The organism is Streptomyces sp. AM6-12 (genome assembly GCF_044327085.1).
Taxonomy (GTDB): Bacteria; Actinomycetota; Actinomycetes; order Streptomycetales; family Streptomycetaceae; genus Streptomyces.
Window position 1 is genome coordinate 2,775,001 of record NZ_JBIQWN010000001.1, and the last position, 25,543, is coordinate 2,800,543.

General features: G+C 71.3%; 28 protein-coding genes and 1 pseudogene (1 of these 29 cut by a window edge). 19 read left to right on the top strand and 10 right to left on the bottom strand.

Translation table 11 applies throughout. The annotated features are described in order from the left end of the window. Positions 1-576: the 5' portion of an IclR family transcriptional regulator gene (locus ACE4Q9_RS12330; RefSeq protein ID WP_397984288.1), read on the bottom strand. The gene continues 186 nt to the left of window position 1, outside the view; the window shows 576 of its 762 coding nt (coding positions 1-576); the start codon lies at positions 574-576; its stop codon lies off the left edge, out of view. Then, positions 573-1,622, bottom strand: a complete 1,050-nt coding sequence (locus ACE4Q9_RS12335) for a sugar kinase (protein WP_397987192.1) — start codon at positions 1,620-1,622, stop codon at positions 573-575. The genes ACE4Q9_RS12330 and ACE4Q9_RS12335 overlap by 4 nt, the downstream gene beginning before the upstream one ends. A gap of 164 nt (positions 1,623-1,786) precedes the next feature. On the opposite strand from ACE4Q9_RS12335, the gene ACE4Q9_RS12340 reads away from it, so the two are divergent. Both ACE4Q9_RS12340 and ACE4Q9_RS12345 read left to right on the top strand, forming a co-directional pair. Continuing rightward, entirely contained in the window at positions 1,787-3,058 is a 1,272-nt protein-coding gene (locus ACE4Q9_RS12340; protein WP_397984289.1) for an amino acid deaminase, read from the top strand. 72 nt (positions 3,059-3,130) lie between these two features. Continuing rightward, complete coding sequence (locus ACE4Q9_RS12345; RefSeq protein ID WP_397984290.1) at positions 3,131-4,768, top strand: amidohydrolase family protein; 1,638 nt, start codon at positions 3,131-3,133, stop codon at positions 4,766-4,768. 18 nt (positions 4,769-4,786) lie between these two features. On the opposite strand, the gene ACE4Q9_RS12350 is transcribed toward ACE4Q9_RS12345, so the two are convergent. Continuing rightward, complete coding sequence (locus ACE4Q9_RS12350) at positions 4,787-5,659, bottom strand: trypsin-like serine peptidase (RefSeq protein ID WP_397984291.1); 873 nt, start codon at positions 5,657-5,659, stop codon at positions 4,787-4,789. Positions 5,660-5,980: 321 nt separating this feature from the next. Between ACE4Q9_RS12350 and ACE4Q9_RS12355 the strand changes: the two genes are divergently transcribed. The 3 genes from ACE4Q9_RS12355 to ACE4Q9_RS12365 all read left to right on the top strand — a co-directional run bounded on the left by ACE4Q9_RS12355 (position 5,981) and on the right by ACE4Q9_RS12365 (position 9,361). Beyond that, the gene (locus tag ACE4Q9_RS12355; protein WP_397984292.1) at positions 5,981-7,192 is read left to right on the top strand and encodes a pyridoxal phosphate-dependent aminotransferase; all 1,212 of its coding nucleotides are present in this window, start codon (positions 5,981-5,983) and stop codon (positions 7,190-7,192) included. 153 nt (positions 7,193-7,345) lie between these two features. Further along, positions 7,346-7,771, top strand: coding sequence for a hypothetical protein (locus ACE4Q9_RS12360; protein WP_397984293.1), 426 nt, complete (start codon positions 7,346-7,348; stop codon positions 7,769-7,771). A 372-nt stretch (positions 7,772-8,143) separates the two neighbouring features. Then, positions 8,144-9,361 (top strand): IS110 family transposase, encoded by a 1,218-nt coding sequence (locus ACE4Q9_RS12365; RefSeq protein ID WP_397984294.1) that lies wholly within the window; start codon positions 8,144-8,146, stop codon positions 9,359-9,361. Between the two features lie 353 nt (positions 9,362-9,714). Here the strand turns inward: ACE4Q9_RS12365 and ACE4Q9_RS12370 are convergent, their stop codons facing one another. Further along, positions 9,715-11,535 carry a phosphoenolpyruvate carboxykinase (GTP) gene (locus ACE4Q9_RS12370; protein ID WP_397984295.1) on the bottom strand — a complete coding sequence of 607 codons (1,821 nt, stop codon included), beginning with the start codon at positions 11,533-11,535 and terminating at the stop codon, positions 9,715-9,717. A 300-nt stretch (positions 11,536-11,835) separates the two neighbouring features. On the opposite strand from ACE4Q9_RS12370, the gene ACE4Q9_RS12375 reads away from it, so the two are divergent. The 5 genes from ACE4Q9_RS12375 to ACE4Q9_RS12395 all read left to right on the top strand — a co-directional run bounded on the left by ACE4Q9_RS12375 (position 11,836) and on the right by ACE4Q9_RS12395 (position 14,671). Beyond that, on the top strand, positions 11,836-12,549 hold the full coding sequence (locus ACE4Q9_RS12375; RefSeq protein WP_397984296.1) for a hemolysin III family protein: 714 nt from the start codon (positions 11,836-11,838) through the stop codon (positions 12,547-12,549). 157 nt (positions 12,550-12,706) lie between these two features. Further along, positions 12,707-12,832: a hypothetical protein gene (locus ACE4Q9_RS12380; protein WP_397984297.1), complete on the top strand. Its 126-nt coding sequence runs from the start codon at positions 12,707-12,709 to the stop codon at positions 12,830-12,832. Positions 12,833-12,837: 5 nt separating this feature from the next. Continuing rightward, entirely contained in the window at positions 12,838-13,488 is a 651-nt protein-coding gene (locus ACE4Q9_RS12385) for a TetR/AcrR family transcriptional regulator (RefSeq protein WP_397984298.1), read from the top strand. Between the two features lie 33 nt (positions 13,489-13,521). Continuing rightward, a complete protein-coding gene (locus ACE4Q9_RS12390; RefSeq protein WP_397984299.1) occupies positions 13,522-14,277 on the top strand; it encodes a Mut7-C RNAse domain-containing protein in 756 nt (251 codons plus the stop codon). 49 nt (positions 14,278-14,326) lie between these two features. After that, positions 14,327-14,671 (top strand): hypothetical protein, encoded by a 345-nt coding sequence (locus ACE4Q9_RS12395; RefSeq protein WP_397984300.1) that lies wholly within the window; start codon positions 14,327-14,329, stop codon positions 14,669-14,671. Positions 14,672-14,687: 16 nt separating this feature from the next. Here the strand turns inward: ACE4Q9_RS12395 and ACE4Q9_RS12400 are convergent, their stop codons facing one another. After that, complete coding sequence (locus ACE4Q9_RS12400; RefSeq protein ID WP_397984301.1) at positions 14,688-16,721, bottom strand: thioredoxin domain-containing protein; 2,034 nt, start codon at positions 16,719-16,721, stop codon at positions 14,688-14,690. 155 nt (positions 16,722-16,876) lie between these two features. Here ACE4Q9_RS12400 and ACE4Q9_RS12405 point away from each other — a divergent pair, with 155 nt between their 5' ends. From ACE4Q9_RS12405 to ACE4Q9_RS12415, 3 genes are all read left to right on the top strand, one after another. Next, on the top strand, positions 16,877-17,059 hold the full coding sequence (locus ACE4Q9_RS12405) for a hypothetical protein (protein ID WP_397984302.1): 183 nt from the start codon (positions 16,877-16,879) through the stop codon (positions 17,057-17,059). 360 nt (positions 17,060-17,419) lie between these two features. Next, a complete protein-coding gene (locus tag ACE4Q9_RS12410) occupies positions 17,420-17,692 on the top strand; it encodes a hypothetical protein (RefSeq protein ID WP_397984303.1) in 273 nt (90 codons plus the stop codon). After that, entirely contained in the window at positions 17,689-18,096 is a 408-nt protein-coding gene (locus ACE4Q9_RS12415; protein WP_397984304.1) for a type II toxin-antitoxin system VapC family toxin, read from the top strand. The genes ACE4Q9_RS12410 and ACE4Q9_RS12415 overlap by 4 nt, the downstream gene beginning before the upstream one ends. A 32-nt stretch (positions 18,097-18,128) precedes the next feature. Here the strand turns inward: ACE4Q9_RS12415 and ACE4Q9_RS12420 are convergent. Together ACE4Q9_RS12420 and ACE4Q9_RS12425 are read right to left on the bottom strand one after the other, a co-directional pair. Then, a pseudogene (locus ACE4Q9_RS12420) lies at positions 18,129-18,284 on the bottom strand (DUF255 domain-containing protein); the annotation flags it as partial. Between the two features lie 88 nt (positions 18,285-18,372). Next, complete coding sequence (locus ACE4Q9_RS12425) at positions 18,373-18,963, bottom strand: ArsR/SmtB family transcription factor (protein ID WP_397984305.1); 591 nt, start codon at positions 18,961-18,963, stop codon at positions 18,373-18,375. A 152-nt stretch (positions 18,964-19,115) separates the two neighbouring features. Here ACE4Q9_RS12425 and ACE4Q9_RS12430 point away from each other — a divergent pair, with 152 nt between their 5' ends. Then, positions 19,116-19,508: a hypothetical protein gene (locus tag ACE4Q9_RS12430; protein ID WP_397984306.1), complete on the top strand. Its 393-nt coding sequence runs from the start codon at positions 19,116-19,118 to the stop codon at positions 19,506-19,508. Positions 19,509-20,077: 569 nt separating this feature from the next. Here ACE4Q9_RS12430 and ACE4Q9_RS12435 read toward each other — a convergent pair. Continuing rightward, positions 20,078-20,317, bottom strand: coding sequence for a hypothetical protein (locus ACE4Q9_RS12435; RefSeq protein ID WP_397984307.1), 240 nt, complete (start codon positions 20,315-20,317; stop codon positions 20,078-20,080). Then, complete coding sequence (gene mca, locus ACE4Q9_RS12440) at positions 20,310-21,191, bottom strand: mycothiol conjugate amidase Mca (protein WP_397984308.1); 882 nt, start codon at positions 21,189-21,191, stop codon at positions 20,310-20,312. Before mca ends, ACE4Q9_RS12435 begins: the two co-directional genes overlap by 8 nt. Positions 21,192-21,294: 103 nt before the next feature. Between mca and ACE4Q9_RS12445 the strand changes: the two genes are divergently transcribed. Both ACE4Q9_RS12445 and greA read left to right on the top strand, forming a co-directional pair. After that, the gene (locus tag ACE4Q9_RS12445) at positions 21,295-21,693 is read left to right on the top strand and encodes a DUF4307 domain-containing protein (protein ID WP_397984309.1); all 399 of its coding nucleotides are present in this window, start codon (positions 21,295-21,297) and stop codon (positions 21,691-21,693) included. A gap of 245 nt (positions 21,694-21,938) precedes the next feature. Further along, complete coding sequence (gene greA, locus ACE4Q9_RS12450; protein WP_397984310.1) at positions 21,939-22,439, top strand: transcription elongation factor GreA; 501 nt, start codon at positions 21,939-21,941, stop codon at positions 22,437-22,439. A 151-nt stretch (positions 22,440-22,590) separates the two neighbouring features. On the opposite strand, the gene ilvA is transcribed toward greA, so the two are convergent. Continuing rightward, a complete protein-coding gene (gene ilvA / locus ACE4Q9_RS12455; RefSeq protein WP_397984311.1) occupies positions 22,591-23,820 on the bottom strand; it encodes a threonine ammonia-lyase in 1,230 nt (409 codons plus the stop codon). 144 nt (positions 23,821-23,964) lie between these two features. Between ilvA and ACE4Q9_RS12460 the strand changes: the two genes are divergently transcribed. From ACE4Q9_RS12460 to ACE4Q9_RS12470, 3 genes are all read left to right on the top strand, one after another. Beyond that, complete coding sequence (locus ACE4Q9_RS12460) at positions 23,965-24,468, top strand: MarR family winged helix-turn-helix transcriptional regulator (RefSeq protein ID WP_397984312.1); 504 nt, start codon at positions 23,965-23,967, stop codon at positions 24,466-24,468. A 100-nt stretch (positions 24,469-24,568) separates the two neighbouring features. Then, on the top strand, positions 24,569-25,048 hold the full coding sequence (locus ACE4Q9_RS12465) for an RNA polymerase subunit sigma-70 (RefSeq protein WP_397984313.1): 480 nt from the start codon (positions 24,569-24,571) through the stop codon (positions 25,046-25,048). After that, positions 25,045-25,293, top strand: a complete 249-nt coding sequence (locus ACE4Q9_RS12470) for a hypothetical protein (RefSeq protein ID WP_397984314.1) — start codon at positions 25,045-25,047, stop codon at positions 25,291-25,293. Before ACE4Q9_RS12465 ends, ACE4Q9_RS12470 begins: the two co-directional genes overlap by 4 nt. Positions 25,294-25,543: the final 250 nt, after the last annotated feature.

Sequence of the window (25,543 nt, forward strand, 5' to 3'; positions counted from 1 at the left end):
GGACTCCTCGTGGCCGCCGAGGTCGCTGGCCCAGCCCTGTTCGCGGACCCTGGCCAGTTCCTGGAGGAAGGCGTCGGCGTTCGGGGTCGAACGGGGTGTGTACGCGGGGTAGTCGAGCTTCTCCGCGAGGGCGCGGCGTTCGGGCTCGGGGAGGTCGGCGAGGAGGAGTTTCGCCACGGCGGCCACGGTGAGGGCGACCGGCCGGCCGATCCGCGAGTACATGCGGACCGGGTAGCGGCTGTCGACCTTGTCGATGTAGAGGACCTCGTTGTCGTCGTGCACCGCGAGGTGGACGGTGTGGCCGCACTGTTCGTTCAGCCGTACGAGGTGGGGGTGGGCGATCTCGCGGACGTCCAGGTTCTCCATCGCCTCCTGGGCGAGGGCGAAGAGGCGGGCGCCGAGGCGGTAGCGGTGGTCGGACTGGCGGTAGACCAGGCCGTGTTCGTGCAGGGTGCGCAGGAGGCGCAGGGCGGTGGACTTGTGGACGCCGAGGCGGTCGGCGACCCGGCCGAGGTCGGCGGGGCCCTCGGCGAGCAGAGGCAGGATGCTCAGGGCGCGGTCGACGGTCTGGCTCATGGGGTGTTCGCCTCCTCGGGGGCCCGCGCGGCCTGCGTCCAGCCGGGGGCGAGTCGCAGTCTTCCCCATGCGGCGTCGTCCAGGGCGGCGAGGTGGTCTGCGTGGGCGCGGGTGGGGGGTGGGGCGAGGTCGGTGGGGGTGGTGAGGGTGGCGGCGGCGAGGAGGTGGCCGTGGCGGAGGCGTTGGCGCAGGGGGAGGCCGCGGAGGGTGGCGGAGAGGTAGCCGGCGGCGAAGGAGTCTCCGGCGCCGGTGGGTGATACGGCGGTGACGGTGGGGGCGGGCTCGAAAGTGCGGTGCGCTACGGCGTTCACGGGGGCGGTCGGCTCATGGACGCGATGCGCCGGTCCGACGGCGGGACCGCCCGTGGTCCGGTAAAGCGCTGTTGCGCCCGATGCCCCCTGTTTCACCACCAGCACTCCCGGCTCCGGCAGCACCCCCCTGATCGCCTCCGGTCCCCCCGTCACTCCCCACACTTCCTCCGCCTCGTCCTCCCCCACGAACACGATGTCCGCCCGGCGGGCCAGCTCCAGCAGGGGTCGGGCGGCGTCCGTTCCCCGCCACAGCGCCGGTCGGTAGTTGACGTCGAAGGAGATCAGGGGGCGCCCGGTGTCCGGGGCCGTCAGCCGCCACAGGAGTTCGCGGCACTCCTGCGAGAGCGCCGCCGTGATCCCCGACAGATGCAGCACCCGGCACTCCCGTACCGCCTTCATGTCCACGTTCGCCGCGGACATCGCCGACGCCGCCGACCCGGCCCGGTAGTACGCCACCTCGTGCGCCCCCGTCCCCCGGTCCGCCGCCGTGCGGAAGTAGACGCCGGTCGGGCGGGAGGGGTCGCGCTGGACCGTGGAGACGTCCACCCCGTAGCCGGCGATCCCCGCGAGCACGCACTCTCCGAAGCTGTCCGCCCCCACCCTGCTCACCCAGCGTGCCGAGTGGCCGAGCGCGGCCATCGCGCAGGCCACGTTGGACTCCGCGCCGCCGATCGCGCGGGAGAAGGAGGGGACGTCGGCCAGCGGGCCGGGGCGGGTGGGGATGAAGGTGACCATGGATTCGCCCAGCGCGACGATGTCCACTCCCGAACCTCCAAGCGCCGACGACACCGCTCCGTTGACCCGGTGTCGGCGAGATGCTAGACAGCAGTGAGCACCACCTGCAATGGGCGTTGCACAGAACGCAACAGCGACCGCGCGCCGGACGAAGAAGGGCTCCCATGGACACCGAAGCGCTCGACCGGCTGGCCCGGGAACGGGTCGACCACCGCTTCAAGGGCCTCCCGCCGGACGCCCACGGGCTCACCGTCGGGGAACTGGCCGCCCAGCGGCGCAACCTGTTCGACGCGGACGGCGGGTTCACCACACCGCTCCTCGTCCTGTCCGCCGAGCGCCTGGCGCACAACCTCGCGCTCATGGAGACGTACACCACCCGGCACGGCCTCGCGTTCGCCCCGCACGGCAAGACCTCCATGGCGCCGGAGCTGTTCCGGCGCCAGATCGAGCACGGCGCGTGGGGGATCACCCTGGCCATGCCCCATCAGGTGCGGGTCGCCAGGGAGTTCGGGGTCCAGCGGGTCTTCCTCGCCAACGAGCTGGTCGACGGCGCGGCCCTGCGCTGGCTCGCCGGTGAGCTGGCCGCCGACCCCGGTTTCCGCTTCGTCTGTTACGTCGACTCGGTGCGCGGTGTGGAGCTGATGGACGCGGCCCTCGCGGGGGCCGCCCGGCCGGTGGACGTGGTCGTGGAGCTGGGCGCGGGCGAGAAGGCCCGTACCGGTGTCCGTACGGCGGCGGACGCGCGGTCCGTCGCCGGGGCCGTCGGGCGGGCGCGGGCGCTGCGGCTCGTCGGCGTGGCGGGGTACGAGGCGCAGGTGCCGGGCGCCGATCCGGTGCGGGTGCGCGCATGGCTGGAACAACTCGTCGGTCTTGCGGCCGAGTTCGACCGGGACGGGCTGTTCGAGGGGGCCGAGGAGATCGTCGTCAGCGCCGGCGGCAGCGAGTGGTTCGATGTCGTCGCCGATGTCTTCGGCAAGGTTCCCGCGCTGTCCCGGCCCGTGCTCAAGCTGCTGCGCTCCGGCGCGTACGTCTCGCACGACGATGTGCACTACAGCGCGCTCACCCCGTTCAACCGGGTGCCCGAGGAGGGTGCGCTGGAGCCCGCGTTCCGGCTGTGGGCGCAGGTGGTCTCGCGGCCCTCGGCAACGGAGGCGTTCGTGAACGCGGGGAAGCGGGATGTCTCGTACGACCTCGATCTGCCGGTGGCGCGGGTGGTGCGCCGGGACGGCGGTGAGCGGCCGGCGGTGGGGATCGAGGTGACCGCGCTGTCCGACCAGCATCTGTGGCTGCGCACCGGCGCCGAGGCGGATCTCCAGGTGGGCGACTGGGTCGGCTTCGGGCTCTCCCATCCGTGCACGGTCTTCGAGAAGTGGCAGCTCATCCCGGTGGCGGAGGCCGACGGGACGGTGGTCGACTACATCCGCACCTACTTCTAGAGCGGGCGAGCGGCGCACTTCTGGAGCAGGTGAGCAGCGCAGGTGAGCTTTCGGAGCGGTCGGGAGGCCGGCATGGAGGACCTGGTCGTCCGGGACGCCGAGGTGGTCGACGGCAGCGGTGAGCCGTCGTACCGGGCCGATGTGGTGGTCGACGGCGGGCGGATCGTCTCCATCGTCAAGGAGGCCGCGGCGGCGGGGTGCCAACGGCCGCGAGCGATGCGGGAGCTGGACGCCGAAGGGCTCGTCCTCTCCCCCGGCTTCATCGACATGCACGCCCACTCCGATCTCGCGCTGCTCCGCGATCCCGACCACAGCGCGAAGGCCGCGCAGGGGGTCACCCTGGAGGTGATCGGTCAGGACGGGCTGTCGTACGCGCCGGTGGACGAGCCGACGCTGGAGGAGGTGCGCCGGGCGATCGCCGGGTGGAACGGGTACGGCGAGGACGTCGACTTCGGCTGGCACACGGTCGGGGAGTATCTCGACCGGCTGGACTTCGGGTTCGGGGGGCGCGGGATCGCGGTGAACGCCGCGTACCTGATCCCGCAGGGCACCGTGCGGGCGCTCGTCATGGGGTGGGAGGACCGGCCCGCGACCGCCGAAGAGACGTGCCGTATGCGGGAGTTGGTGGCGCGGGGGATGGAGCAGGGAGCCGTCGGGCTGTCCTCCGGTCTCACCTACACCCCCGGCATGTACGCCGACGACGCCGAACTGACGGAGCTGTGCCGGGTGGTGGCGTCGTACGGCGGCTACTACTGCCCGCACCACCGTTCCTACGGCGCCGGCGCGCTGGAGGCCTACGCGGAGATGATCGCGCTGACGCGGGAGGCGGGCTGTCCGCTGCATCTGGCGCACGCCACCCTGAACTTCGGCGTGAACGAGGGGCGCGCCGGTGAGCTGCTGGCCCTGCTCGACCGTGCCCTGGACGCGGGCGCGGACATCACCTTCGACACGTACCCCTACACCCCCGGCTGCACCACCCTGGCGGCGCTGCTGCCGAGTTGGGCGGGCGAGGGCGGTCCGGCGCGGGTGCCGGACCGGCTCGCGGACCCGGTGACGGCCGAGCGTATCCGGTACGAGCTGGAGGTGACCGGCTCGGACGGCTGCCACGGTGTGCCGGTGGACTGGGGCACGGTCGAGGTGTCCGGGGTGGCCGACCCGGCGCTCGGCGCGTATGTGGGGCGCACCATCGGCGAGTTGGCGGCTGAGCGGGCCCGCTCGCCGTGGGAGGTCGTCCGGCGGCTGCTGATCGAGGACCGGCTCGGTACGACCGTCCTCCAGCACGTCGGTCACGAGGACAACGTCCGCGCCCTGATGCGCCACCGCGCGCACACCGCTGGCTCCGACGGCATCCTGCGGGGCGCGAAGCCGCACCCGCGGGCGTACGGCACCTTCCCGCGCTATCTCGGCCACTACGTACGGGAGTCGGGCGTGCTGTCGCTGGAGGAGTGCGTCGCCCGGCTCACCGGGCGGCCCGCGGCCCGGCTGCGGTTGCCGGACCGGGGCCTGGTGCGCGAGGGGTACCGGGCGGACCTGGTGCTGTTCGACCCGGAGACGGTCGCGTCCGGCGCCACCTTCGAGGCGCCCCGGACGCCCCCGACGGGCATCCCGTACGTCCTCGTCGACGGCCGCTTCGTCATCGAGGACGGGCGGCGGACGGACGTGCTCGCGGGTCGGTCCGTCCGCCGGACGCCGGCGCCGGCGCCGGGGTGAGCGTCGTACCCCCGCGGCTTACGGCTTGGGCAGGGTGCAGCCGGACGCGCTCAGGTTCAGCTTGTTGCCGGTGGTGAAGCAGGCCGGGATCTGGTACGTCTCCTCGGCGTAGTTGGTGCCCTGGTGGACGGTGACGTTGCCGTTCGCGTCCACCTCGCACGGGTTGTCGACGGTGCAGCGCTCGCCGTCCTCGTTGCCCGTGTTGTTGACGGCGACGACCTTGCCGGTGCTGGTGTCGATGACCGGGGAGCCGGAGGTGCCGCCGATGGTGTCGCAGCTGGAGGTGTAGCGGACCGAGTCCTTCCAGGTCCAGTCGCCTTCCTTCAGCTGGTTCACGAAGCCGTCGATGTTGCAGCTGTAGGTCTTCTTCCAGTACCCGGAGACGACCTTGATGGCGCTGCCCGCGGTGGGGTGGGTGTCGTTGAGGGTGAGCGGGCTGATGCCGTAGGAGCTCTTGATCTGCGCGTAGGTGGTGGTGAGGCGGTAGATCGTGACGTCCGTGTCGGTCATCGTGGAGTAGACGACCTGGTTGGCGCGCAGGGTGGCTATCTTGCCGCCGCTGGCGTTCAGCAGGCCGAAGGTGCGGCTGGAGGACTGGCCGGTGATGACCTCGCCGGGGTCGGGGAAGCCGGTCTCCAGGCAGTGGCCGTTGGTCAGCACCAACGCCGGATCGGTGTCGGCGGAGTTGGGGAAGCGGATGACCGAGCCGGAGCAGTCGCTGAGCGAGACGGTCCCGGCGAAGCTGACGGTGACGGCGGGGGTCTTCGCCTTGGGTGCCGGGGCGGCGGAGTGCGGGGCGGGCGCCGCGGTGAGTGGGGCGGCGACCGCGGGGGCCGCGCCCAGCCCGGCCAGGGCCAGGGCACAGAGCGCGGCGAGGAGAGGCTTGTTCATGTGGGGGTCCCCTCTTACGACGGGGGCGACCGGAGGGATTTCCGGTCGCCCACAGTGTTGTCATGCGCATTCTCGATGCGGCGAGGGGCGGGAACAAGAAGGCGGATCGGGCCGTAGGGGTTTCCCTGTGCGGTGCCTGTGATCAACGGCGGGCAGGCCGCGCATCCCCGACTCGCACGCACGGTTGCTGCGACAGGGCGGCGGATTCCGGTGGGGCACGGAGGGCGCCGGGCCGTCGCGGGGGCGATACGGGGCGAAACGCCGTCTCGCGTGGTGGAAAACACCACCCATGAGCGGCCGCGGCGCCCTAAGCTCGCGCGTATGCAGGTGATCCAGTCGACCAAGCTCGCCAACGTCTGTTACGAGATCCGGGGCCCGGTTCTCGAGGAGGCCATGCGGCTGGAGGCGGCGGGTCACCGCATCCTCAAGCTCAATACCGGCAACCCCGCGGCATTCGGCTTCGAGTGCCCGCCGGAGATCCTGGAGGACATCCTCCGCAACGTCTCCACGGCCCACGGGTACGGCGACGCCAAGGGCCTGCTGGCCGCCCGGCGCGCGGTCGTCATGCACAACCAGACCCTCGGCATCGACACCGACGTCGAGCACGTCTTCATCGGCAACGGCGTCTCCGAGCTGATCGTGATGGCGATGCAGGGCCTGCTGGACGACGGCGACGAGGTCCTCGTACCGGCGCCGGACTACCCGCTGTGGACGGCCGCGGTCTCGCTGTCCGGGGGTACGGCGGTGCACTACCGCTGCGACGAGCAGTCCGACTGGATGCCCGACCTCGCCGACATCGAGCGCAAGGTCAGCGACCGCACCAAGGCGATCGTCATCATCAACCCGAACAACCCCACCGGCGCGGTCTACGACGAGGCCGTGCTCAAGGGGCTGACGGACATCGCGCGCCGGCACAACCTGCTGGTCTGCTCGGACGAGATCTACGACAAGATCCTCTACGACGGCGCCACGCACACGCCGACCGCGAAGGTCGCCCCCGATCTGCTGACGCTGACCTTCAACGGCATGTCGAAGGCGTACCGGGTGGCCGGCTACCGGGTGGGCTGGATGTCCATCTCCGGGCCGCGCGCCCACGCCGACTCCTACATCGAGGGCCTGACGATCCTGGCGAACATGCGGCTGTGCGCCAACATGCCGGGGCAGCACGGCGTGGTCGCCGCGCTGAGCGGGCGCCAGACGATCCAGGACCTGGTGCTGCCGGGCGGCCGGCTGAAGGAGCAGATGGACACGGCGTACGAGCTGCTGACGCAGATTCCGGGCGTGAGCTGTGTCCGCCCGAAGGGCGCGCTGTACCTCTTCCCGCGGCTCGACCCGCAGGTGTTCAAGATCCGGGACGACCGGCAGATGGTCCTCGATCTGCTGCGCCAGGAGAAGATCATGGTGGTTCAGGGCACGGGCTTCAACTGGCCCGAGCCGGACCACTTCCGCGTGGTCACCCTGCCGAGCGTCGGCGATCTGAAGGACGCGGTGACGCGGATCGGGACCTTCCTGGACGGTTACGGGCAGCCGTAGACCGGGAGCCGGCGCTGGTACGGCCGACCGCAGACCGGGGGGCCGCCATGGTACGGCGGTCCGTAGTCGACGGGCTTCAATCCGTGACCCGACTCAACTTTAGACGAAATCCAAGCTAGGGTGGTTTCCTGTCAGCGCACAGGAGGCCGTCCCATGTACGAACCGATCCGCACCAAGTCGGTCCACAGCACGATGGCCGGCACCACCTCCGACTTCCCCCACCGGTCGCGCGAGGAGGAGCTGGACATCCAGCTCGCCGGGCATCTGTCCGCGCTGCTCGCGGTCACCGACGAGCTGCGCGCGCAGGCACCCTCGGCCGACCTGGACGCGGCCGCGGAACGGCTGGTCGCGCAGGTGTGCCGGCTGCGCGGAGGCGAGCCGCTGCGGACGGCGCCGGGCGCCGCCGGAGATCCCGTGGCCCTGCACCGCCGCGCCCACGCGCTGGCCGGCCGGGCCCTGGTGGTCGCCGCCTCCCGCGCGGACACCGCGGTGGCGATCCTCGCCGCCGAGCGCATGGACGCCCACACCGCCGCCCTGGCTGACCTCGCCGATCCGAGGGAACTCACCGCCGCCGGCTGATCCTGCTGAGTCGATGTCCGACCCCCGGCCCGTCCCCCGGGTGGGCCCCCAATGGCCAACTCCGTTCCGCCCCCGGTGGGCCCATGGGCAGTCCCGTTCCGCCCCCCCCGTTATCTTTTTCGCGGTCCTGCAAGAGGGCCGCTGGCCTCCGGGCCCGGTATGACTGTGTCCCCCTGTCGAAGGCATGACCTGGGGGGTGGTGTCACCGGGCCCGGGAGGTGTCCGTCGGAGACGCTGATCAGAGGTCCGGCCACCGTCCGGTCCGGCGCAACGCCGGGCAGTTCGCGGGCGGCAGGTCTGCATAACGTGGATGCGCGAGCACGACACCCGAGCCGAGGCCGGCACCGTCAACACCCCTTGGGAAGGGGCACGATGTTCGAGATCGAAGACGTTGGCGTGTTCCTGGGCCTGGACGTCGGCAAGAGCGCCCATCACGGCCACGGACGCACCCCGGCCGGGAAGAAGGTCTTCGACAAACCGCTGCCCAACAGCGAACCCAGGCTGCGGGCCGTCTTCGACAAGCTGCGCGACAAGTTCGGCACCGTCCTGGTGGTCGTCGATCAGCCCGCCTCGATCGGCGCCCTTCCGCTGACCGTCGCCCGCGACGCGGGCTGCCAAGTGGCCTACCTGCCCGGACTGGCCATGCGCCGGATCGCCGATCTCTACCCGGGCGAGGCCAAGACCGATGCGAAGGACGCCGCGGTGATCGCGGACGCGGCCCGCACCATGCCGCACACCCTGCGCTCGCTGGAACTGACCGACGAGATCACCGCCGAACTCACGGTCCTGGTGGGCTTCGACCAAGACCTCGCCGCCGAGTCCACCCGCACGTCCAACCGGATACGCGGCCTGCTCACCCAGTTCCACCCCAGCCTGGAACGTGTCCTGGGACCGCGTCTGGACCACCAGGCCGTCACCTGGCTGCTGGAGCGTTACGGTTCTCCGGCCGCCCTGCGCAAGGCCGGCCGCCGCAGACTCGTCGAGCTGATCCGCCCGAAAGCTCCCCGCATGGCCCAGCGGCTGATCGACGATGTCTTCGACGCACTCGACGAGCAGACCGTCACCGTCCCCGGCACCGGCACCCTCGACATCGTCATCCCCTCCCTGGCCGCATCCCTGGCCGCCGTCCACACCCAGCGCCGGGCGATGGAAGCGCAGATCAACACGCTGCTGGAGGCCCACCCTCTTTCCCCGGTCCTGACGTCGATGCCCGGCGTCGGCGTCAGGACCGCCGCCGTCCTGCTGGTCACCGTCGGCGACGGCACCGGCTTCCCCACCACCGCCCACCTCGCCTCCTACGCCGGACTCGCCCCGACCACGAAGTCGTCCGGCACCTCGATCCACGGCGAACACGCACCCCGAGGCGGCAACCGGCAGCTCAAACGCGCGATGTTTCTGTCCGCCTTCGCCTGCATGAACGCCGATCCGGCCTCCCGCACCTACTACGACCGCCAGCGAGCCCGCGGCAAAACCCACACCCAGGCCCTCCTCCGACTCGCCCGCCAACGCATCAGCGTCCTGTTCGCCATGCTCCGCGACGGCACCTTCTACGAATCCCGGACGCGCACGGACATCGAGCTCGCCGCATAACCCAGCAACCCCGGACCACCCCAAACCCGACAAGGGTGCCTTGACGAAAGACATAGAGGCACCCCCCCCCGGTGGGCTTGTGACCGCCCCTGGTCCGACCATCGGTGGCCCTCATGACCGGCCCCGGTCCGCGCGCATCCGCAGCGACGCGCGGACCGGGTGCCTCACAGCCGGTTCCCGCCCGGACCGGGTCGATCAGGGTGCGGACATGCGCGCGCACCGGGTCGGGGCCGCCGCCGTACGCCGTTGTACGGTGCGGACCCCGACCCGGTGCGATGCGCTACCGCGGCCGGCCTTCGTGACGACTATTGCTGGTCAGGGCTAGTCGGACCGGCCGCGGAGTTCTCGGGGGCTCAGCCCAGGCGCTCGACCAGCGCGCGGTACTGCTCCCACAGCTCCTTCGGGGTGTGCTCGCCGAAGGTGTTGAGGTGCTCGGGCACCAGCGCGGCCTCCTCGCGCCAGACCTCCTTGTCGACCGTGAGCAGGAAGTCGAGGTCGGCGTCGGACAGTTCGAGGCCGTCGGTGTCCAGCGCGTCCTTGGTCGGCAGCACGCCGATCGGGGTCTCGACGCCCTCGGCCTTGCCGTCCAGGCGCTCCACGATCCACTTCAGGACGCGGGAGTTCTCGCCGAAGCCGGGCCAGACGAACTTGCCCTCGTCGTTCTTGCGGAACCAGTTGACGTAGTAGATCTTCGGCAGCTTGGACTGGTCCTTGTCCTTGGCCACGTTGATCCAGTGCGCCATGTAGTCGCCCATGTTGTAGCCGCAGAACGGCAGCATGGCGAAGGGGTCGCGGCGCAGCTCGCCGACCTTGCCCTCGGCCGCCGCGGTCTTCTCGGAGGCCACGTTGGCGCCGAGGAAGACGCCGTGGTCCCAGTCGAAGGACTCGGTCACCAGCGGCACCGCGCTGGCGCGCCGGCCACCGAAGAGGATCGCGGAGATCGGCACGCCCTTGGGGTCCTCCCACTCGGGCGCGATGATCGGGCACTGCGAAGCGGGCACGGTGAAGCGGGCGTTGGGGTGAGCGGCCGGGGTCCCGGACTCCGGCGTCCAGGCGTTGCCCTTCCAGTCGGTCAGGTGCGCCGGGGTCTCCTCGGTCATGCCCTCCCACCAGACGTCGCCGTCCTCGGTGAGCGCCACGTTGGTGAAGACCGCGTTGCCCCACAGGGTCTTCATCGCGTTGGCGTTGGTGTGCTCGCCGGTGCCGGGCGCGACGCCGAAGAAGCCGGCCTCGGGGTTGATCGCGTACAGGCGGCCGTCCTCGCCGAAGCGCATCCAGGCGATGTCGTCGCCGATGGTCTCCACGGTCCAGCCGGAGACGGTGGGCTCCAGCATGGCGAGGTTGGTCTTGCCGCAGGCGCTCGGGAACGCGGCGGCCACGTACTTGGACTCGCCCTGCGGCGGGGTGAGCTTGAGGATCAGCATGTGCTCGGCGAGCCAGCCCTCGTCGCGCGCCATGACGGAGGCGATGCGCAGCGCGTAGCACTTCTTGCCGAGCAGGGCGTTGCCGCCGTAGCCGGAGCCGTACGACCAGATCTCGCGCGCCTCGGGGAAGTGGGAGATGAACTTGGTCTGGCTGCACGGCCACGGCACGTCCGCCTGGCCTGGCTCCAGCGGGGCGCCCACGGAGTGGACGGCCTTGACGAAGAAGCCGTCCTCGCCCAGCTCGTCCAGGACGGCCTGGCCCATGCGCGTCATGGTGCGCATGGAGACGGCGACGTAGGCGGAGTCGGTGATCTCGACGCCGAGCGCGGAGAGCGGGGAGCCGAGCGGGCCCATGCAGAACGGGACGACGTACATGGTGCGGCCGCGCATGGAGCCGCGGAACAGGCCCTTGTCGCCGGTGAAGATCTCCCGCATCTCGGCGGGGGCCTTCCAGTTGTTGGTCGGGCCCGCGTCCTCCTCCTTCTCGGAGCAGATGAAGGTGCGGTCCTCGACGCGGGCAACGTCGGTCGGGTCGGAGGCGGCGAGGTAGGAGTGCGGGCGCTTGACCGGGTCGAGCTTCTTGAAGGTGCCCTTGGCCACGAGCTCCTCGCACAGGCGCTCGTACTCGGCCTCGGATCCGTCACACCAGACCACGCTGTCCGGCTGCGTCAGTTCGGCGATCTCGTTGACCCACGAGATCAGTTCCTGGTGGCGGGTGGGAACGCTGGTAGCCGAGTTGTCGCGCGCCACGGTTGCTCCTAAGTGAGGGATTTTGTCCTTGTTCGCCCCGTGGGGGCTGCGACCCGGACGCGTCGCTGTCGCTCATCCGGTGCCGACTGCACTCATTTGATCATCCGCCTGGTCCGCCCATCTGTCCAGGGGGTCTCACAGGTGAGCGAAGTGAGGTGAGCCACGCTTCCAGGGGCGTTTGCGTTTTCTTTGCGTGTGTCTGGATTTCAGCTGAACGTCTTTTTGCTGCCACCCGACCAAGGAGGCGCCGGGACACGCCCCTCACATGCGGTTTACGGGGGCGTCGGTACCATGCGGCACATGACTGCGTCCGTCCCCGACGCGCCCGACGACACGCCGGCCGGCGGCCGCGGTCCCGTGGCGCTCTCCCTGCCGCACCCGATCAAGCCGAGGCTGCGCGGCTGGCTGCACCTCGGCATGTTCCCGGCCGTACTCATCGCGGGACTTGTGCTCACCGCCCTCGCCGACTCGACCAGAGGGCGCATCGCCTGCGGGATCTATGTCCTCACGGCCTGCCTGTTGTTCGGCGTCAGCGCGCTGTACCACCGGGGCAACTGGGGCCCGCGGATGGGCGGTCTGCTGCGCCGCCTCGACCACGCCAACATCTTCCTGATCATCGCGGGCACTTACACCCCGCTGACCATGCTGCTGCTGCCCGGCGCGAAGGGGCAGTGGCTGCTGTGGGGCATCTGGGCCGCGGCGGCGGCCGGGATCGTCTTCCGGGTCTTCTGGGTCGGCGCCCCGCGCTGGCTCTACACGCCCTGCTACATCGCGATGGGCTGGGCGGCCGTCTTCTTCCTGCCCGACTTCCTGCGCACCGGCGGCATCGCCGTCCTGGTCCTGGTGGTCGCCGGCGGACTGCTCTACAGCGCGGGCGGCGTCGTCTACGGCTTCAAGCGACCGAACCCGTCCCCGCGCTGGTTCGGCTTCCACGAGGTGTTCCACTCCTTCACGCTGGCGGCGTTCGTCGTGCACTACGTGGGGATCTCACTGGTGGCGTACCAGCACGCGTAGCGCTTCTCCGCCCCTCGGGCCACGGCTCATCGGAGCCGTGGCCTTTTCCGTGCGTTGAGCGCGTGTGCCGATTGACAGTGTCTCCATTTCGAGAGTTGCTTTCGTCTCTGCTCTGCGGTCGGTTCCGGCGACCGGGACAGCGACCCTGCTCGAGTCGGTGGCCGCGCGGATCGCCTCCGTGGTGGCGGCCCTGCTGCTGCCGGGCGCCCCGGTCGTGCGGCGCGGCGGCGGGTCCGCGGAGGATTCGGCCATGGCCGCCCCGGCCACCGATGCCGGACAATGACGTGCATGACGGCCGCACGTCCCACCAGCACCTCTCCCACCCGCGCCCGCTCCGAGGGCCCGCGCCTCGGACTGCGGGAGCGCAAGAAGATCAAGACGCGGGAGGCGATCCGCGGGGCGACGTACGCCCTGATCGAGGAGCAGGGGTACGACGCGACGACGATCGACCAGATCGCCGACCGCGCGGAGGTGTCGCCGTCCACGGTCTTCCGGTACTTCCCGACCAAGGAGGACATCGTCCTCACCGACGAGTTCGACGCGGTGATGCTGGAGGAGATCAGGCGGCGGCCCGCCGAGGAGCCCTGGGCCGACACCATCCGGTACGTGCTGCGGCGCGCCGTCCAGGCCGGGATGGAGGACGAACCGGAGGTCTCCCGGCTGCGCACCCGGCTGATGGTCGAGGTGCCGGCGGTGCGCTCGCGGATGACGCAGAGCATGTCGGTGACCGGCCGCACGCTCTGCCAGGCCATCGCCGAGCGCACCGGCCGCGATCCCGGCGACCTGGAGGTGCGGGTCTACGCCATGTCGCTGATCGGCGGTCTGCTGGAGACCACCATGTACTGGGCCGAGCACGGCCACCGGGACGATCTGCCGGACCTGATCGGCCGCACCCTGGACGTCCTGGACGGTGGTCTGCCGGGCCCCGGAAACCGCTGAGCTGCCACCGCCCCGCCGTGCCATGCTGACGGGGTGAACGCAACGGAGATCCGCGTCGAAGTCGCCCCCGAGCTGCACCTGTTCGTCCCGTCGGCCCGCCGTGCGGGCGCCACCGCGCTCGGCACCGACGGCGTCTCGACGCTCGGCCATGTCATCGAGTCCCTCGGCGTGCCGCTGACCGAGGTCGGCGCGCTGGTCGTGGACGGCCGCGAGGTGCCGGTCTCGCACATCCCGCGCGCGGGCGAGAGCGTGCGGGTACGGGCGGTGACGCGCCCCCAGCGGGTCCCCGGCGCCCCGCTCCGCTTCCTCCTCGACGTCCATCTCGGCACCCTGGCCCGCCGGCTGCGGCTGCTCGGCGTCGACACGGCGTACGAGTCCACGGACATCGGCGACCCGGCACTGGCCGCGCGCTCGGCGGCCGAGCAGCGGGTCATGCTCAGCCGGGACCGGGGGCTGCTGCGCCGCCGCGAGCTGTGGGCCGGCGCGTACGTCTACAGCACCCAGCCCGAAGAGCAACTCCGGGACGTCCTGGGCCGGTTCGCCCCCGAGCTGAACCCCTGGACGCGGTGCACCGCCTGCAACGGGCTGCTGCGGACCGCCACCAAGGAGGAGGTCGCCGACCAGCTCAAGGGCGGCACCCAGCGGTCGTACGACGTCTTCGCGCAGTGCACGTCCTGCGGGCGCGCGTACTGGAAGGGCGCGCACCATGACCAGTTGGAGGCGGTCGTGGAGCGGGCGCTGAGCATGCGTACTCAGGGGAGTACGCAGGGCGGTACCCATGGCGGTTGAGTAGGCGGGCCGCTCCGGCGGGCCGGGGCCGCGCGGTGGGATGGGAGCCATGAACACCACCACCGAGCGGCCGGTGACCCCCGCCCCGCGGCAGCAGGACCGCCTCATCACCGGCTGGGCCGTCGCCGGACTGGTTCTGCTGCTGCCGACCGTCGTCCTGTCCTGGGCGGTCGTCCTCTCCGGCGAACGCGGCACCAGGTGCCTGATGTACGGCGAGGGCTGCTCGGACATCCCCGGTTGGGCGCTCTACGCCGCCTTCGCCCTGGCCCTCCTCGCGGGCATCGTGGCGCTGGCCTGGCCCAGGGGCCGGGGGACGTACTCCCGGTCCTGGACCGTGTTCGTGCAGTGGGGCGCGCAGCTCACGCTGGGGGCGATGATCCTCAGCGGCGCGTGACGCGTTCGGTTCCGCTTCAGGGGGCTTCGAGGGCCGTGCGGAGCCGGTCCGGGTCGGTTGTCGGGGCGTCGCAGGTGAAGTTGCGGCAGACGTAGGCGGCCGCCTGCCCGGAGACGAGCGGGCGGCCCGCGAGAAGCGGGAACTCCTCGCTGTCCGGGGTGCCGACGGCGACGACCGCGCCGGGGGCGGTGCCCAGGAGTGCCGTACGGTGCAGGGCGGTCGTGGCCGCGTCGGTGAGGGACGGGCCGACGACCGCGATCTCCCGTGGCCCGTCGAGCAGCGCCTCCGCGACGGCGAGCCCCCAGCCGATGAACCGGGGCACGCGCGGACCGAGGACCTGGACGACGCCCAACGCCCGTTCGGCGGCGGTCCGGTGGGCCTCGGAGCCGGTGTGCGCGGCGTACCCGAGGAGCGCGCCCGCGGCGGCCGACCAGCCGGAGGGGGTGGCGTTGTCGGTGGGGTCCTGGGGACGCCGGATGAGCTGTTCGGCGTCGGCGGCGGTGTCGTAGAGCGCGCCGGTTCCGGGGTCGGTGAAGCGGGCGATCACGTGGTCCACGAGCAGTCCGGCGAAGTCCAGCCAGACGCCCTCGCCGGTCACGGAGGCGAGCGCGAGGAAGCCCTCGGCGACGTCCGCGTAGTCCTCCAGTACACCGGAGTTGGCGCCGGCCCGGCCGTCCTTACTGGTGCGGGCGAGCCGGGCGTGCTCGTCGAGATGCACCCGGACCAGCAGGTCGGCGGCGCCGAGCGCGGCCTCGGTCAGGTCGGGGCGGTCGAAGTAGGCGCCGGTCTCGGCGAGCGCGGCGATGGCGAGCCCGTTCCAGGCGGCGACGACCTTGTCGTCCCGGCCGGGTGCGGGGCGTTGGGCGCGGGTGTCGAGAAGCCGCCGCTTGACGGAGGCGATCTTGTCGGCGTCGAACACCCCCTCGTCCTGCGGGAGTTGGAGGACGGACTGGCCGTGCTCGAAGGTGCCCTCCTCGGTGACGCCGAAGAACTGGGCGGCGATCCGGGCATCGGCCTCACCGAGTACGCCGGTCAGCTGCTCCGGCGTCCAGACGTAGTACGCCCCCTCGACATGCCGTCCGCTCCCGTCGTCACTGTCGGCATCGAGCGCCGACGCGAACCCGCCCTGCTCCGTCCGCAGTTCACGGACCATGAAGTCGGCGGTCTCCAGGGCGACCCGGCGGGCGAGGGCGGAGCCGGTGACCCGCCACAGATGCGCGTACACCCGGCACAAAAGGGCGTTGTCGTACAGCATCTTCTCGAAATGCGGCACTTGCCAGTCGCGGTCGACCGAGTAACGGGCGAATCCGCCGCCGAGTTGGTCGTAGATACCGCCGCGGGCCATGCGCTCGCAGGTGTCCTGGGCCATCTGGAGCGCGCCCTCGGCGCCGGTGCGCGCGTGGTGGCGCAGCAGGAACTCCAGCACCATGGACGGCGGGAACTTGGGCGCGCCGCCGAATCCGCCGCGCTGCGCGTCGTACTCGCGGGTCAGCCCGAGGAGCGCCTGGGCGAGTTCCTGCTCGCCGGGCGGCCGGGTCCCCTGGTGGCCGATCTCCCGCTGGGCCAGATCCCGCACGATCTTCCCGGCGACCTCCCCGACCTCGTCCCGCCGGGTCCGCCACGCCTGCTGGACCCCTTCCAGCACCTGCCGGAAGGACGGCATCCCGTGCCGGGGCGCGGGCGGGAAGTAGGTGCCGAAGTAGAAGGGCTCGGCGTCCGGAGTGAGGAACACGGTCATCGGCCAGCCACCCTGCCCGGTGGCCGCCTGCACGGCCTCCATGTACACGGCGTCCACGTCCGGCCGCTCCTCGCGGTCGACCTTGACGCTGACGAAGTGCTCGTTGAGGTAGTCGGCGGTCTCCTGGTCCTCGAAGGATTCGTGGGCCATGACGTGGCACCAGTGGCAACTGCTGTACCCCACGCTCAGCAGCACCGGCGCCCCCCGGCGCCGAGCCTCCTCAAACGCCTCCGGACACCACGGCCACCAGTCGACCGGGTTGTCCGCGTGCTGGAGGAGGTAGGGCGAGGTCACGCCAGCCAACCGGTTCATACGGACCAGCCTCTCACAACGCCCGATAACCCTCGCGGAGCCCACGAGCCCCCGCTCTCCTTGGCGGGATCTCACCCATGGGCCTGGACGTGGTGATGCCGGACCTATCATGATCGATTCCGCCTTGAGCTCCCCGTCTGTCAGCCGCTCCCTAGGTGTCAGTGCCGCTCCCTAGGATTCACATCGGCGCACTGCACGGCGGCACCGGCTCCTGGGAGATCGCCTACGGCCTGGAAGAGGAGCGCTTCTTCCAGCGCACCCTGGAGAGCCCGGCCGGACCGCACATCATTCCCATGTGGAAACTGGCAACAGCGGCACGCTGTGTAGCCAACCGATAGCAGGAGGGCTGCAGGGCGGGCAACGGCACGGCTGTCGAGACGACGGCCCGATGCGTCCGAGTGTCGGCGGTGCCGTCGGCAGGCTTTCCCCTGGGGTACCGCCAGCCAGGACACCGCCTACCGGCCGATTCCGGGCTTCACGGCATCCACGGCTCCCGCCGGCCGTGCGTTCGCAGTGTGCTCGAATGCCCGGAACCCGTTCCCGAGGTAACCGCCGATCACGAGCACGGAGGCCCAGACACTGCGCCCGCCCGCCCCGAACCGAAGAGGCTTCTCGGCAGAAGGCGCCTCCATGATGCGGACAGGCGTGGGGCACATAAAGCCTCCCTTCTGTATTAAAAAGTGTCATACACTGCGACCATGAAGCCGACCCGAGCCGGGAACACCGAGAACATCTCGGTGTCCATGCCCACCGAGCTGGTCAGCGAGCTCCGCTCTCGGACCGGCCGCCGCGGCCTGTCCAGCTACATCACCGAGGCTGTCAGGCACCAGCTCGCCATGGACGGGCTCGCCGAGATCGTCGCGGCCCACGAGGCAGAGCACGGCGCGCTCACGGAGCAGGAGATCGAAGCGGCTCGTCGCGAGTTGTTCGGAGACGTGAACGCCGAGGGTGTCGAGCGGGGCGCCGCGTGAAGGAGCAGTCAGCCCGCTCGCTGGTGCTCGACTCCGAGGCGCTCTCTCTGCTTCTGCGCAACGACCGCGGTATGGCGGCTCGCATCGAGGCATCCCGGCAGGCTGGGGTTCCCGTCCTCGTGTCCGCGCTGACCATTGTTGAAGCCGTGCACGGGAAGACCGATCCAGCGCGCTTGAAGTGGGTGCTCTCCCGACTGCGAGTGGAACCGGTCAGCCAGGAGGACTCCCTGACTGCCGTGGAGCTTCTTCAGGACGCAGGCGGGCTGCACGGGCACAAGTACGCGATCGACGCCCTCGTCGCCGCACTCGCGCTCCGCGTCCCGGCTCCCGTGATCGTTCTGACCTCCGACCGGGACGACTGGTCGAAGCTCTGCGGGAAGCGCGTGGTCATCAGGGACGTCTGACACCGCCGACTACTGGGTTCGCGAGTTCACTGGCACCAGTGGCAACTGCTGTACCCCACGCTCAGCAGCACCGGTCTGCCGCTCCTGCGCGCCTCCTCGAACGCCTCCGTCGACCAGGGCCACCAGTCGACGGGGTTGGCGGCGTGCTGGAGCAGGTACGGCGACGTCTCATGGGCCAGTCGGTTCACCGTTCCACTCTCCCATGGGGGAAGGGGTGGCGGGGTGACGGACGGGGGCCGGGCTGCCCTGGTCGCGGGGGCGGGGGGCGAACTGGGCTCAGGGGTTGGTCGGCTCGGGGTCGCGGGTCTCCGTGGGTTCCGGGATCGCGTAGTAGCGCATCTGTACGTGGCGCGCGCCCTCCGGGGCCTCCTCGCGGGGATGGCCGTAGCGGTCGAGCAGGGCGTGGTAGTCACGCATGAAGGCGAGCAGTTCGTCGCGGGTCATCCAGGTGCCGTGGCGCTGGACCTGGGCCCATCCCTCGGGGCCGCGGTACTCCTGGTGGGCGCGGTGGTAGAGCGCGGTGTCGATCTCGATCTTGAGGTGGGCGAGCCGGGAGGCGGCCGCGTACTCCTCGTCGGTCATCGTGGCCGGGTCCGGCGTGGTGTGCCGGAACGGCAGCGCCCGCCACCAGCGCTCACGGCCGCCGGACTTCTCCGGGACCTCCTCGATGAGCCGCTGCTCGGCGAGTTTGCGCAGGTGGTAGCTGGTGGTGCCGGAGCTTTCGCCGAGTTCTCGGGCCAGCACCGTGGAGTTCGCCTCGCCGTGCCGGCCGAGGTACTCGAGGATCCGCCGGCGCAGGGGGTTGCCCAGGGATTTATAGAGCGCGGTGCGCTCCAGGCTGGTCATCTCGGGCAGGCCGTCGGTCATGCGGAAACCGTAACCCTGAGGACCCTGAGACGTCCCTGAGGTTTGCCGAAGATTGCCGAATTTCCTTTGCAGAATTTTCTCTGCGGTCTACGGTGGAGGAGCCGGATCGAGGACGACTGCGTGCTCCGGGAGGGGCTGGGAGGGGGACGGACGTGTCGGCGAAGAAGAAGTGGACGCTGATCGGGCTGGGCGCGGCGGCGGTCCTGCTGGTGCCGTGGATGGCGGTGCTCGCGGTGACACTGCCCGGCCGCACCACGGTGGACCACTGGCCGGTGGCCTGGATCGGCCTGGACGTCCTGATGGCGGCGGGCTGCGCGGCCACGGCCCTGCTCGGCCTCCGCGCCGACCCCCGCGCTCGCCTCACCGCCTCCGCCACGGCGTCCACGGCGGTCCTCGACGCCTGGTTCGACATAACCACGGCGGGCACGGGCACACCGCTGCTCCAGGCGGTGGGCTGCGCGGTGGCGGAGGGCGCGCTGGCGGGGGCGTGCGTGTATCTGGCGCTGGGGAAGGGGCGGTGCGGGGCGCGGGTGCGGTCGTCGTAGGCGGGCCGGTTTCGGAGAGCGCGTTCATAGCGGGGGGCGCTCATAGCGGGCACATAGCGGGGGCGCGCTCAAAGGCCGGCCTGCGGCCCCGGCAACCGCGCATGGCTGCGGACCGCCGCGCCCGGTGGGGAGACGGGAACGACGGTTTTCGGCGGACGGCCGACTTCCGGGGCGCAGGGTCCCCGGCGGCCGCAGTCCCGGAGACCTGGGCCCACGGGCCGGACCCACGGGAGCCGGACCCACGGGCCGGGCCCACGGGCCGGGCCCACAGGGATCGGACTCGCGGGGGCTGCGGTCGCCAAGGACCGACTCTCGCCCGCAGGGCGGCTGCGGTCCGCGGAGACCGAGTCCGCCCCGCAGGCAGGCCCCGGCCCCTCAGAGGTCGAGTCTCGCCCGCAGGAAGGCAACGGCCCGCCGAGACCGATACCCACCCGCAGGAAGGCCGCGGGCGGCAAGGACCGAGGCCCTGCCCCCGAGGAGCAGGACCAGCGGGGCCGAGGTGTCCCGAGGCCGGGCTCGCCCGCCGCGACGCGGCCTGGGGCCAGGTTGCCGGGGCCGGCCCCCTGGGTTCAGCTCCGCTGGGCCGGGGTGTCGGCCGGGTGGGTGTCCGTGCCGGGGTCGGCGGGCTCCTTGAAGTCGACCTTCCGCATGTGCTTGTTCATCGACTTCATGAGGCCCCACACCGCCACCGCCATCACCGCGAACACGATGAAGCCGAGGACACCGGGGGTGACCTTGTTCTGGTCGAGATCGGCGAGGGAGACGAGGTCCGTCGCTGCCAGGCTCACGCTTGCGCTCATGTCAGGCATTGTCCCGGATGCCCGCGAAGAGGTCGTCCTCGGGGAGGGAGGTGTCCACGAGCGACTTCGCCAGCTCGTACTCCTCCGTCGGCCAGACCTCCTTCTGGAGCTCCATCGGCACGCGGAACCAGCCGCCGTCCGGATCGATCTGCGTGGCGTGCGCGATCAGCGCCTTGTCGCGGATCTCGAAGAAGTCCGCGCACGGAACATGCGTGGTCAGGGTGCGCTCGGCCCGCTCGATCTCGTTCCAGCGCTTGAGCCACTCCCCGTACGGCGACTCCAGGCCGCGGTCCAGCATCGCCTGGTGCAGGGCCTCGGTGCGGGGGCGGTTGAAGCCCTGGTTGTAGTAGAGCTTCAGCGGCTGGTAGGCCGGGCCGAACTCGTCCTCGGGGTACTTCTCGGTGTCCGCCGCGCCCTCGAAGGCCACCATGGAGATCTTGTGGGTCATGATGTGGTCGGGGTGGGGGTAGCCGCCGTTCTCGTCGTAGGTGGTGATCACCTGCGGGCGGAAGGAGCGGATCCGGCGCACCAGTTCGCCGGCCGCCTTGTCGACGTCCTCCAGGGCGAAGCAGCCCTCGGGCAGCGGCGGCAGCGGGTCGCCCTCGGGCAGCCCGGAGTCCACGAAGCCCAGCCAATCCTGCTTGACGCCCAGGATCTCCCGGGCCTCGTCCATCTCCTTGCGACGCACCTCGTGGATGTTCGCCTCGATGTAGGGGTCGCCCTGGAGCTTGGGGTTGAGGATGGAGCCGCGTTCACCGCCGGTGCAGGTCACCACCAGCACCTCCACCCCCTCGGACACGTACTTCGCCATGGTGGCCGCGCCCTTGCTCGACTCGTCGTCGGGGTGCGCGTGAACGGCCATCAGTCGCAGCTGGTCAGTCAAGACTCAATCCTCGGTAGGTCGGCGCCCCCAAGGCTCAGGGCGCAATCGAAGGCTTCTATAGTGACCGAATCGGGGGGCGAATAATTCCGCGGAGAGGACGATCATGAGTACGGCGAGCACGGGGCTGCCCGCGGGCCGCTACGGCCGCTCCTCCGACGAGCGCGCCGACCGCAAACTCAAGGTCGCCGCCATGGTCCTCGGCGCCGCTCTGCTGGCCCTGGTCGGCTACTTCGCGTACCACTATCTCGTGCAGACGAAGATCAGCGCCCAGGTGATCACCTTCGACGCCACGGACAACACGGTCAAGGCGCACCTGGAGGTCCACAAGGACGCCGGGAGCGACGGCTACTGCACCCTGCGTTCCCAGTCGGCGAACGGTACGGAGGTCGGCCGCGCCGACTTCCACTTCACCGGTCCGGCCACGCGCATCGACAAGGTCGTCACACTCCGTACGACGGCCCGTGGCACCACCGCCGAACTGCTGGGCTGCCACAACGGCTGATACGCCGGGCGCCCCCTCGTCCGGGCGCTGCCTTGGCCAGTGGTTCACCGTGCCGGACGGGCCGCCCCGCCGCTCGTTCACCCGGAATGCGGACGGTCCGACCTGCGTTGATGCGATTCTGATGGCTTATGTCCTCCCCCTTCCGCGGATGAATTGTTAGGCTCGTGGTTTCGCCCATCCAAGAGGGAACATTCTTCTGGGTAGGGCGATGCTTTGTATTTCCCAGTACCGACGAGGAGCACCCTGTGACCCAGACCAGCGAGAACGTCACCTGGCTGACCCAGGAGGCGTACAACAAGCTCAAGGACGAGCTTGAGTACCTTACTGGTCCTGCGCGCACGGAGATCGCCGCCAAGATCGCGGCCGCGCGCGAGGAGGGAGACCTGCGCGAGAACGGCGGGTACCACGCGGCCAAGGAGGAGCAGGGCAAGCAGGAGCTGCGCGTGCGGCAGCTGACCCAGCTTCTCGAGAGCGCCAAGGTGGGCGAGGCCCCGGCCTCCGCCGACGGTGCCGTCGCGCCGGGCATGGTCGTCACGATCGCCTTCGACGGTGACGAGGACGACACGATGACGTTCCTGCTCGCCTCCCGCGAGTACGCGAGCTCGGACGTGGAGACGTACTCACCGCAGTCGCCGCTGGGCTCCGGTGTCATCGGCCACAAGGTCGGCGAGGACGCGGAGTACGAGCTGCCGAACGGCAAGAAGGCCTCCGTCCGCATCCTCAAGGCCGAGCCCTACAACGGCTGAGCCCCCGAGCTGTCACTCCGAGACCCCCGGCATCCCGAGCGGACGCCGGGGGTCTCGTCGTACCCGCCTCGCCGTACGCTCGTACGGCGGTCTTCGCAGTCCTACGGCATTGTCGGTAAGCGGGCTCGGGCGGGGTCTTCGTCCGGCCGGCTCAGGAGATGACCGTGTAGCCAGCGTCCCGCAGGCACTGGCCGACCTCGGCGCAGTGAGCCGGGCCCTTGGTCTCCAGGTGGACTTCGACCTCCACCTCGCTGAGGCCGAGCCGGGGGTCGGTGCGGACGTGGCTGACGTCGAGGACGTTGGCGTCCGCCCCCGACAGCACCCCGAGCAGGGTGGCGAGGGCGCCGGGGCGGTCGGTGAGCCGCAGGCGTACGGCCAGATAGCGGCCCTGTGCGGACATGCCGTGCCGCAGCACCCGCTGGAGCAGCACCGGATCGACGTTGCCACCGGACAGCACGCAGACGACCGGGCCCTCGAAGGTGTCCGGGGACGCGAGCAGGGCCGCGACCGGGCTCGCCCCGGCCGGTTCCACGACCAGCTTGGCGCGCTCCAGGCACAGCAGCAGCGCGGCGGAGAGCTGGTCCTCGGTGACCGTGCGCATCTCGTCCACCAGCTCGCGGACGATCGTGAACGGCACCACGCCCGGCTTGCCCACCTTGATGCCGTCGGCCATCGTGACCGGGCTCGCCACTGCCACCGGGTGCCCGACGGCCAGCGAGGGCGGGTAGGCCGCGGCGCCCTCGGCCTGGACGCCGATGATCCGCACGTCCGGCCGGATCGCCTTCACCGCGACCGCGATCCCGGCCGCCAGTCCCCCGCCGCCGACCCCGACGAGGATGGTGCGCACCTCCGGGCACTGCTCCAGGATCTCCAGGCCGACCGTGCCCTGGCCGGCGATGATGTCCGGGTGGTCGAAGGGGTGGATGAACACGGCGCCGGTGCGGGCCGCGTAGTCCTGGGCGGCGGCCAGCGTCTCGTCCACCACCTGGCCGGTCAGGCGTACCTCGGCGCCGTACTCCCTGGTCGCGGCGACCTTGGGCAGCGGGGCGCCCTGCGGCATGAACACGGTGGCGTGCACGCCCAGCAGCGAGGAGGCCAGGGCGACGCCCTGCGCGTGGTTGCCGGCACTCGCGGCCACCACCCCGGCGGCCCGTTCCTCCGGCAGCAGCCCGGCGATGCGCACATAGGCACCGCGCAGCTTGAAGGAGCCGGTGCGCTGGAGGTTCTCGCACTTCAGCTGCACCGGCGCGCCGACCAGCTGGGACAGGTGCCGGCTGCCCTCCATCGCGGTCGCCCGTGCCACGCCCGAGAGCATCTTCTGGGCTCCGCGTACGTCGTCCAGGGTGACGGAACGCAAGGGGTGGGCGGTGCGGTAGTTCATGACTCCAGCATCGCAGCTCGCGGTGGGGCGCGACCGGGGTGACCAAGCTCCAAGACGGGTTTGCGCAGCGCCGGTACGGCCCGGCGCCGGGCCGCGTACCCTGTCCCCCAACCTTGCAGCCCTTCATGAAGCGAGCCTCCGGCCATGCCCACAACACCTGAAATGTCGATGGACATGACGACCGTCGGTGATCCCGGTCTTCTCGACTCCCTCCAGCACGAGGTGGCGGTGTTCGCCCGCCGCGCCGAACAGACGCGGCTCGGCGGTGTCGGGCAGGCGCGCAACTCCATGGACCGCGCCGCCTATCTGCTGCTCAACCGCCTCGACAAGGAGGGCCCGATGGGCGTCAAGGCGCTCGCCGCGGGCATGGGCATCGACTCCTCCACGGTCACCCGGCAGGTGGCGCCGCTGGTCGACACCGGCCTGGTCAAGCGCACCTCGCACCCGGAGGACGGCCGTGCGGTGGTGCTCCAGCTGTCCCCGCGCGGCGCGGCCCGGCTCGCGGAGGTGCGTTCCTCGCGGCGCCGGCTGATGGCGGAGCTGACCGAGGACTGGTCCCCGCAGGAGCGCGAGCAGTTCTGCGCCCTGCTGACCCGCTTCAACCACGGCCTGTCGGCCCGCACCCAGGGGAAGCACCCCGAGTCTTGACCCGCGACCCCGGCGGGCCTCATATGAGACCCCAGGGTCCTGCGCCGTACGCGACTCCCCTGTCCCGTACCGGACAGGACCCCGCGAGGGGGGAGGCGTCTTGCATGGTCGGCGGGTGACCCAAGAGGCGGGCCGGGCTGCGGAGTTCGAGGCGTTCGTCGCGGGCGCGGCCGGGCGGCTGCTGCACGCCGCCACGCTGCTCACCGCGGAGGCACCGGACGCCAACCCCCGTGCGCGGCGCCTGCTGACGCTGGCGCTCGGCCACACCTATGCCCGTTGGCACCGGCTGCGCGACGGGGATCCGTACGACTGCGCGCGCCGGTACCTCGCCGTCCGCTTCGCACACTCGCTCCGGCACCGCCTACCCGGCCGCGCGCGGCCGGGGCCGTGCGGCCCGCTGGCCGGGCTGGGCGCGCAGGAGCGGCTGATCCTGGTGCTGCGGTTGTACGAGGGGATCGCGGAGGAGCAGACTGCGGCGCTGCTCGGGCTGACCGTGGAACACGTGCACACCGTCTGCGAGGGGGCGGCGTCCCTGGTGCTGCACCCGGTCGGGGCGGCCGGCGCGGGGCGGCCGGGGTGATCCGGGCCGAGCGGGAGGCCGCCGTACGGCGGCTGATGGGCGAACGGCCGCTCCCGGTGCCGACGGAGCTGTACCAGGAGGCGGTGCGGCACGGCGAGCGGCTGCTGCGGCGCGGGCGGCTGGCGCGCCGGGTGATGTGGGTGCTGGTGTGCGTGGCGGCGGTGGTGTTCGGAGTGTGGGCGGCGTACGCCCACCCGTGGGCGGATCCGCCCTCGCGGACGACTCCGCCGACGGGCGGCTGGTGACCCGGGCCGCCGGTGGGACAGCGGGTGATCCGGGCCGCCGATGGACGGCCAGGGACCCGAACCGCCCGCGGACGGCCAGGAACCCGACCCACCGGTGGACGGCCGGGGACCCGAACCAGGCGGACGGCCGGGGACCCGACCCACCGGCGCACAGCCGGGGACCCGAACCGCCGGTGGACGGCCGGGGGTCCGGGCCGCCGGTGGACGGCCGGGGTCCGGGCCGTGAGCGGCCCGGATCAGCGCTGCGGCG

Bases quoted from the DNA above. Each gene is read 5' to 3' on its own strand.
- ACE4Q9_RS12435 (WP_397984307.1), bottom strand. From the start codon at position 20,317: ATGCCTGACATGAGCGCAAGCGTGAGCCTGGCAGCGACGGACCTCGTC.
- ACE4Q9_RS12345 (WP_397984290.1), top strand. From the start codon at position 3,131: ATGGAGGACCTGGTCGTCCGGGACGCCGAGGTGGTCGACGGCAGCGGT.
- ACE4Q9_RS12350 (WP_397984291.1), bottom strand. From the start codon at position 5,659: ATGAACAAGCCTCTCCTCGCCGCGCTCTGTGCCCTGGCCCTGGCCGGG.
- ilvA (WP_397984311.1), bottom strand. From the start codon at position 23,820: ATGAACTACCGCACCGCCCACCCCTTGCGTTCCGTCACCCTGGACGAC.
- ACE4Q9_RS12340 (WP_397984289.1), top strand. From the start codon at position 1,787: ATGGACACCGAAGCGCTCGACCGGCTGGCCCGGGAACGGGTCGACCAC.
- ACE4Q9_RS12335 (WP_397987192.1), bottom strand. From the start codon at position 1,622: ATGGTCACCTTCATCCCCACCCGCCCCGGCCCGCTGGCCGACGTCCCC.
- ACE4Q9_RS12445 (WP_397984309.1), top strand. From the start codon at position 21,295: ATGAGTACGGCGAGCACGGGGCTGCCCGCGGGCCGCTACGGCCGCTCC.
- ACE4Q9_RS12410 (WP_397984303.1), top strand. From the start codon at position 17,420: ATGAAGCCGACCCGAGCCGGGAACACCGAGAACATCTCGGTGTCCATG.
- ACE4Q9_RS12460 (WP_397984312.1), top strand. From the start codon at position 23,965: ATGCCCACAACACCTGAAATGTCGATGGACATGACGACCGTCGGTGAT.
- ACE4Q9_RS12355 (WP_397984292.1), top strand. From the start codon at position 5,981: ATGCAGGTGATCCAGTCGACCAAGCTCGCCAACGTCTGTTACGAGATC.
- ACE4Q9_RS12375 (WP_397984296.1), top strand. From the start codon at position 11,836: ATGACTGCGTCCGTCCCCGACGCGCCCGACGACACGCCGGCCGGCGGC.
- ACE4Q9_RS12385 (WP_397984298.1), top strand. From the start codon at position 12,838: ATGACGGCCGCACGTCCCACCAGCACCTCTCCCACCCGCGCCCGCTCC.
- ACE4Q9_RS12400 (WP_397984301.1), bottom strand. From the start codon at position 16,721: ATGAACCGGTTGGCTGGCGTGACCTCGCCCTACCTCCTCCAGCACGCG.
- ACE4Q9_RS12425 (WP_397984305.1), bottom strand. From the start codon at position 18,963: ATGACCGACGGCCTGCCCGAGATGACCAGCCTGGAGCGCACCGCGCTC.
- ACE4Q9_RS12360 (WP_397984293.1), top strand. From the start codon at position 7,346: ATGTACGAACCGATCCGCACCAAGTCGGTCCACAGCACGATGGCCGGC.
- ACE4Q9_RS12365 (WP_397984294.1), top strand. From the start codon at position 8,144: ATGTTCGAGATCGAAGACGTTGGCGTGTTCCTGGGCCTGGACGTCGGC.
- ACE4Q9_RS12395 (WP_397984300.1), top strand. From the start codon at position 14,327: ATGAACACCACCACCGAGCGGCCGGTGACCCCCGCCCCGCGGCAGCAG.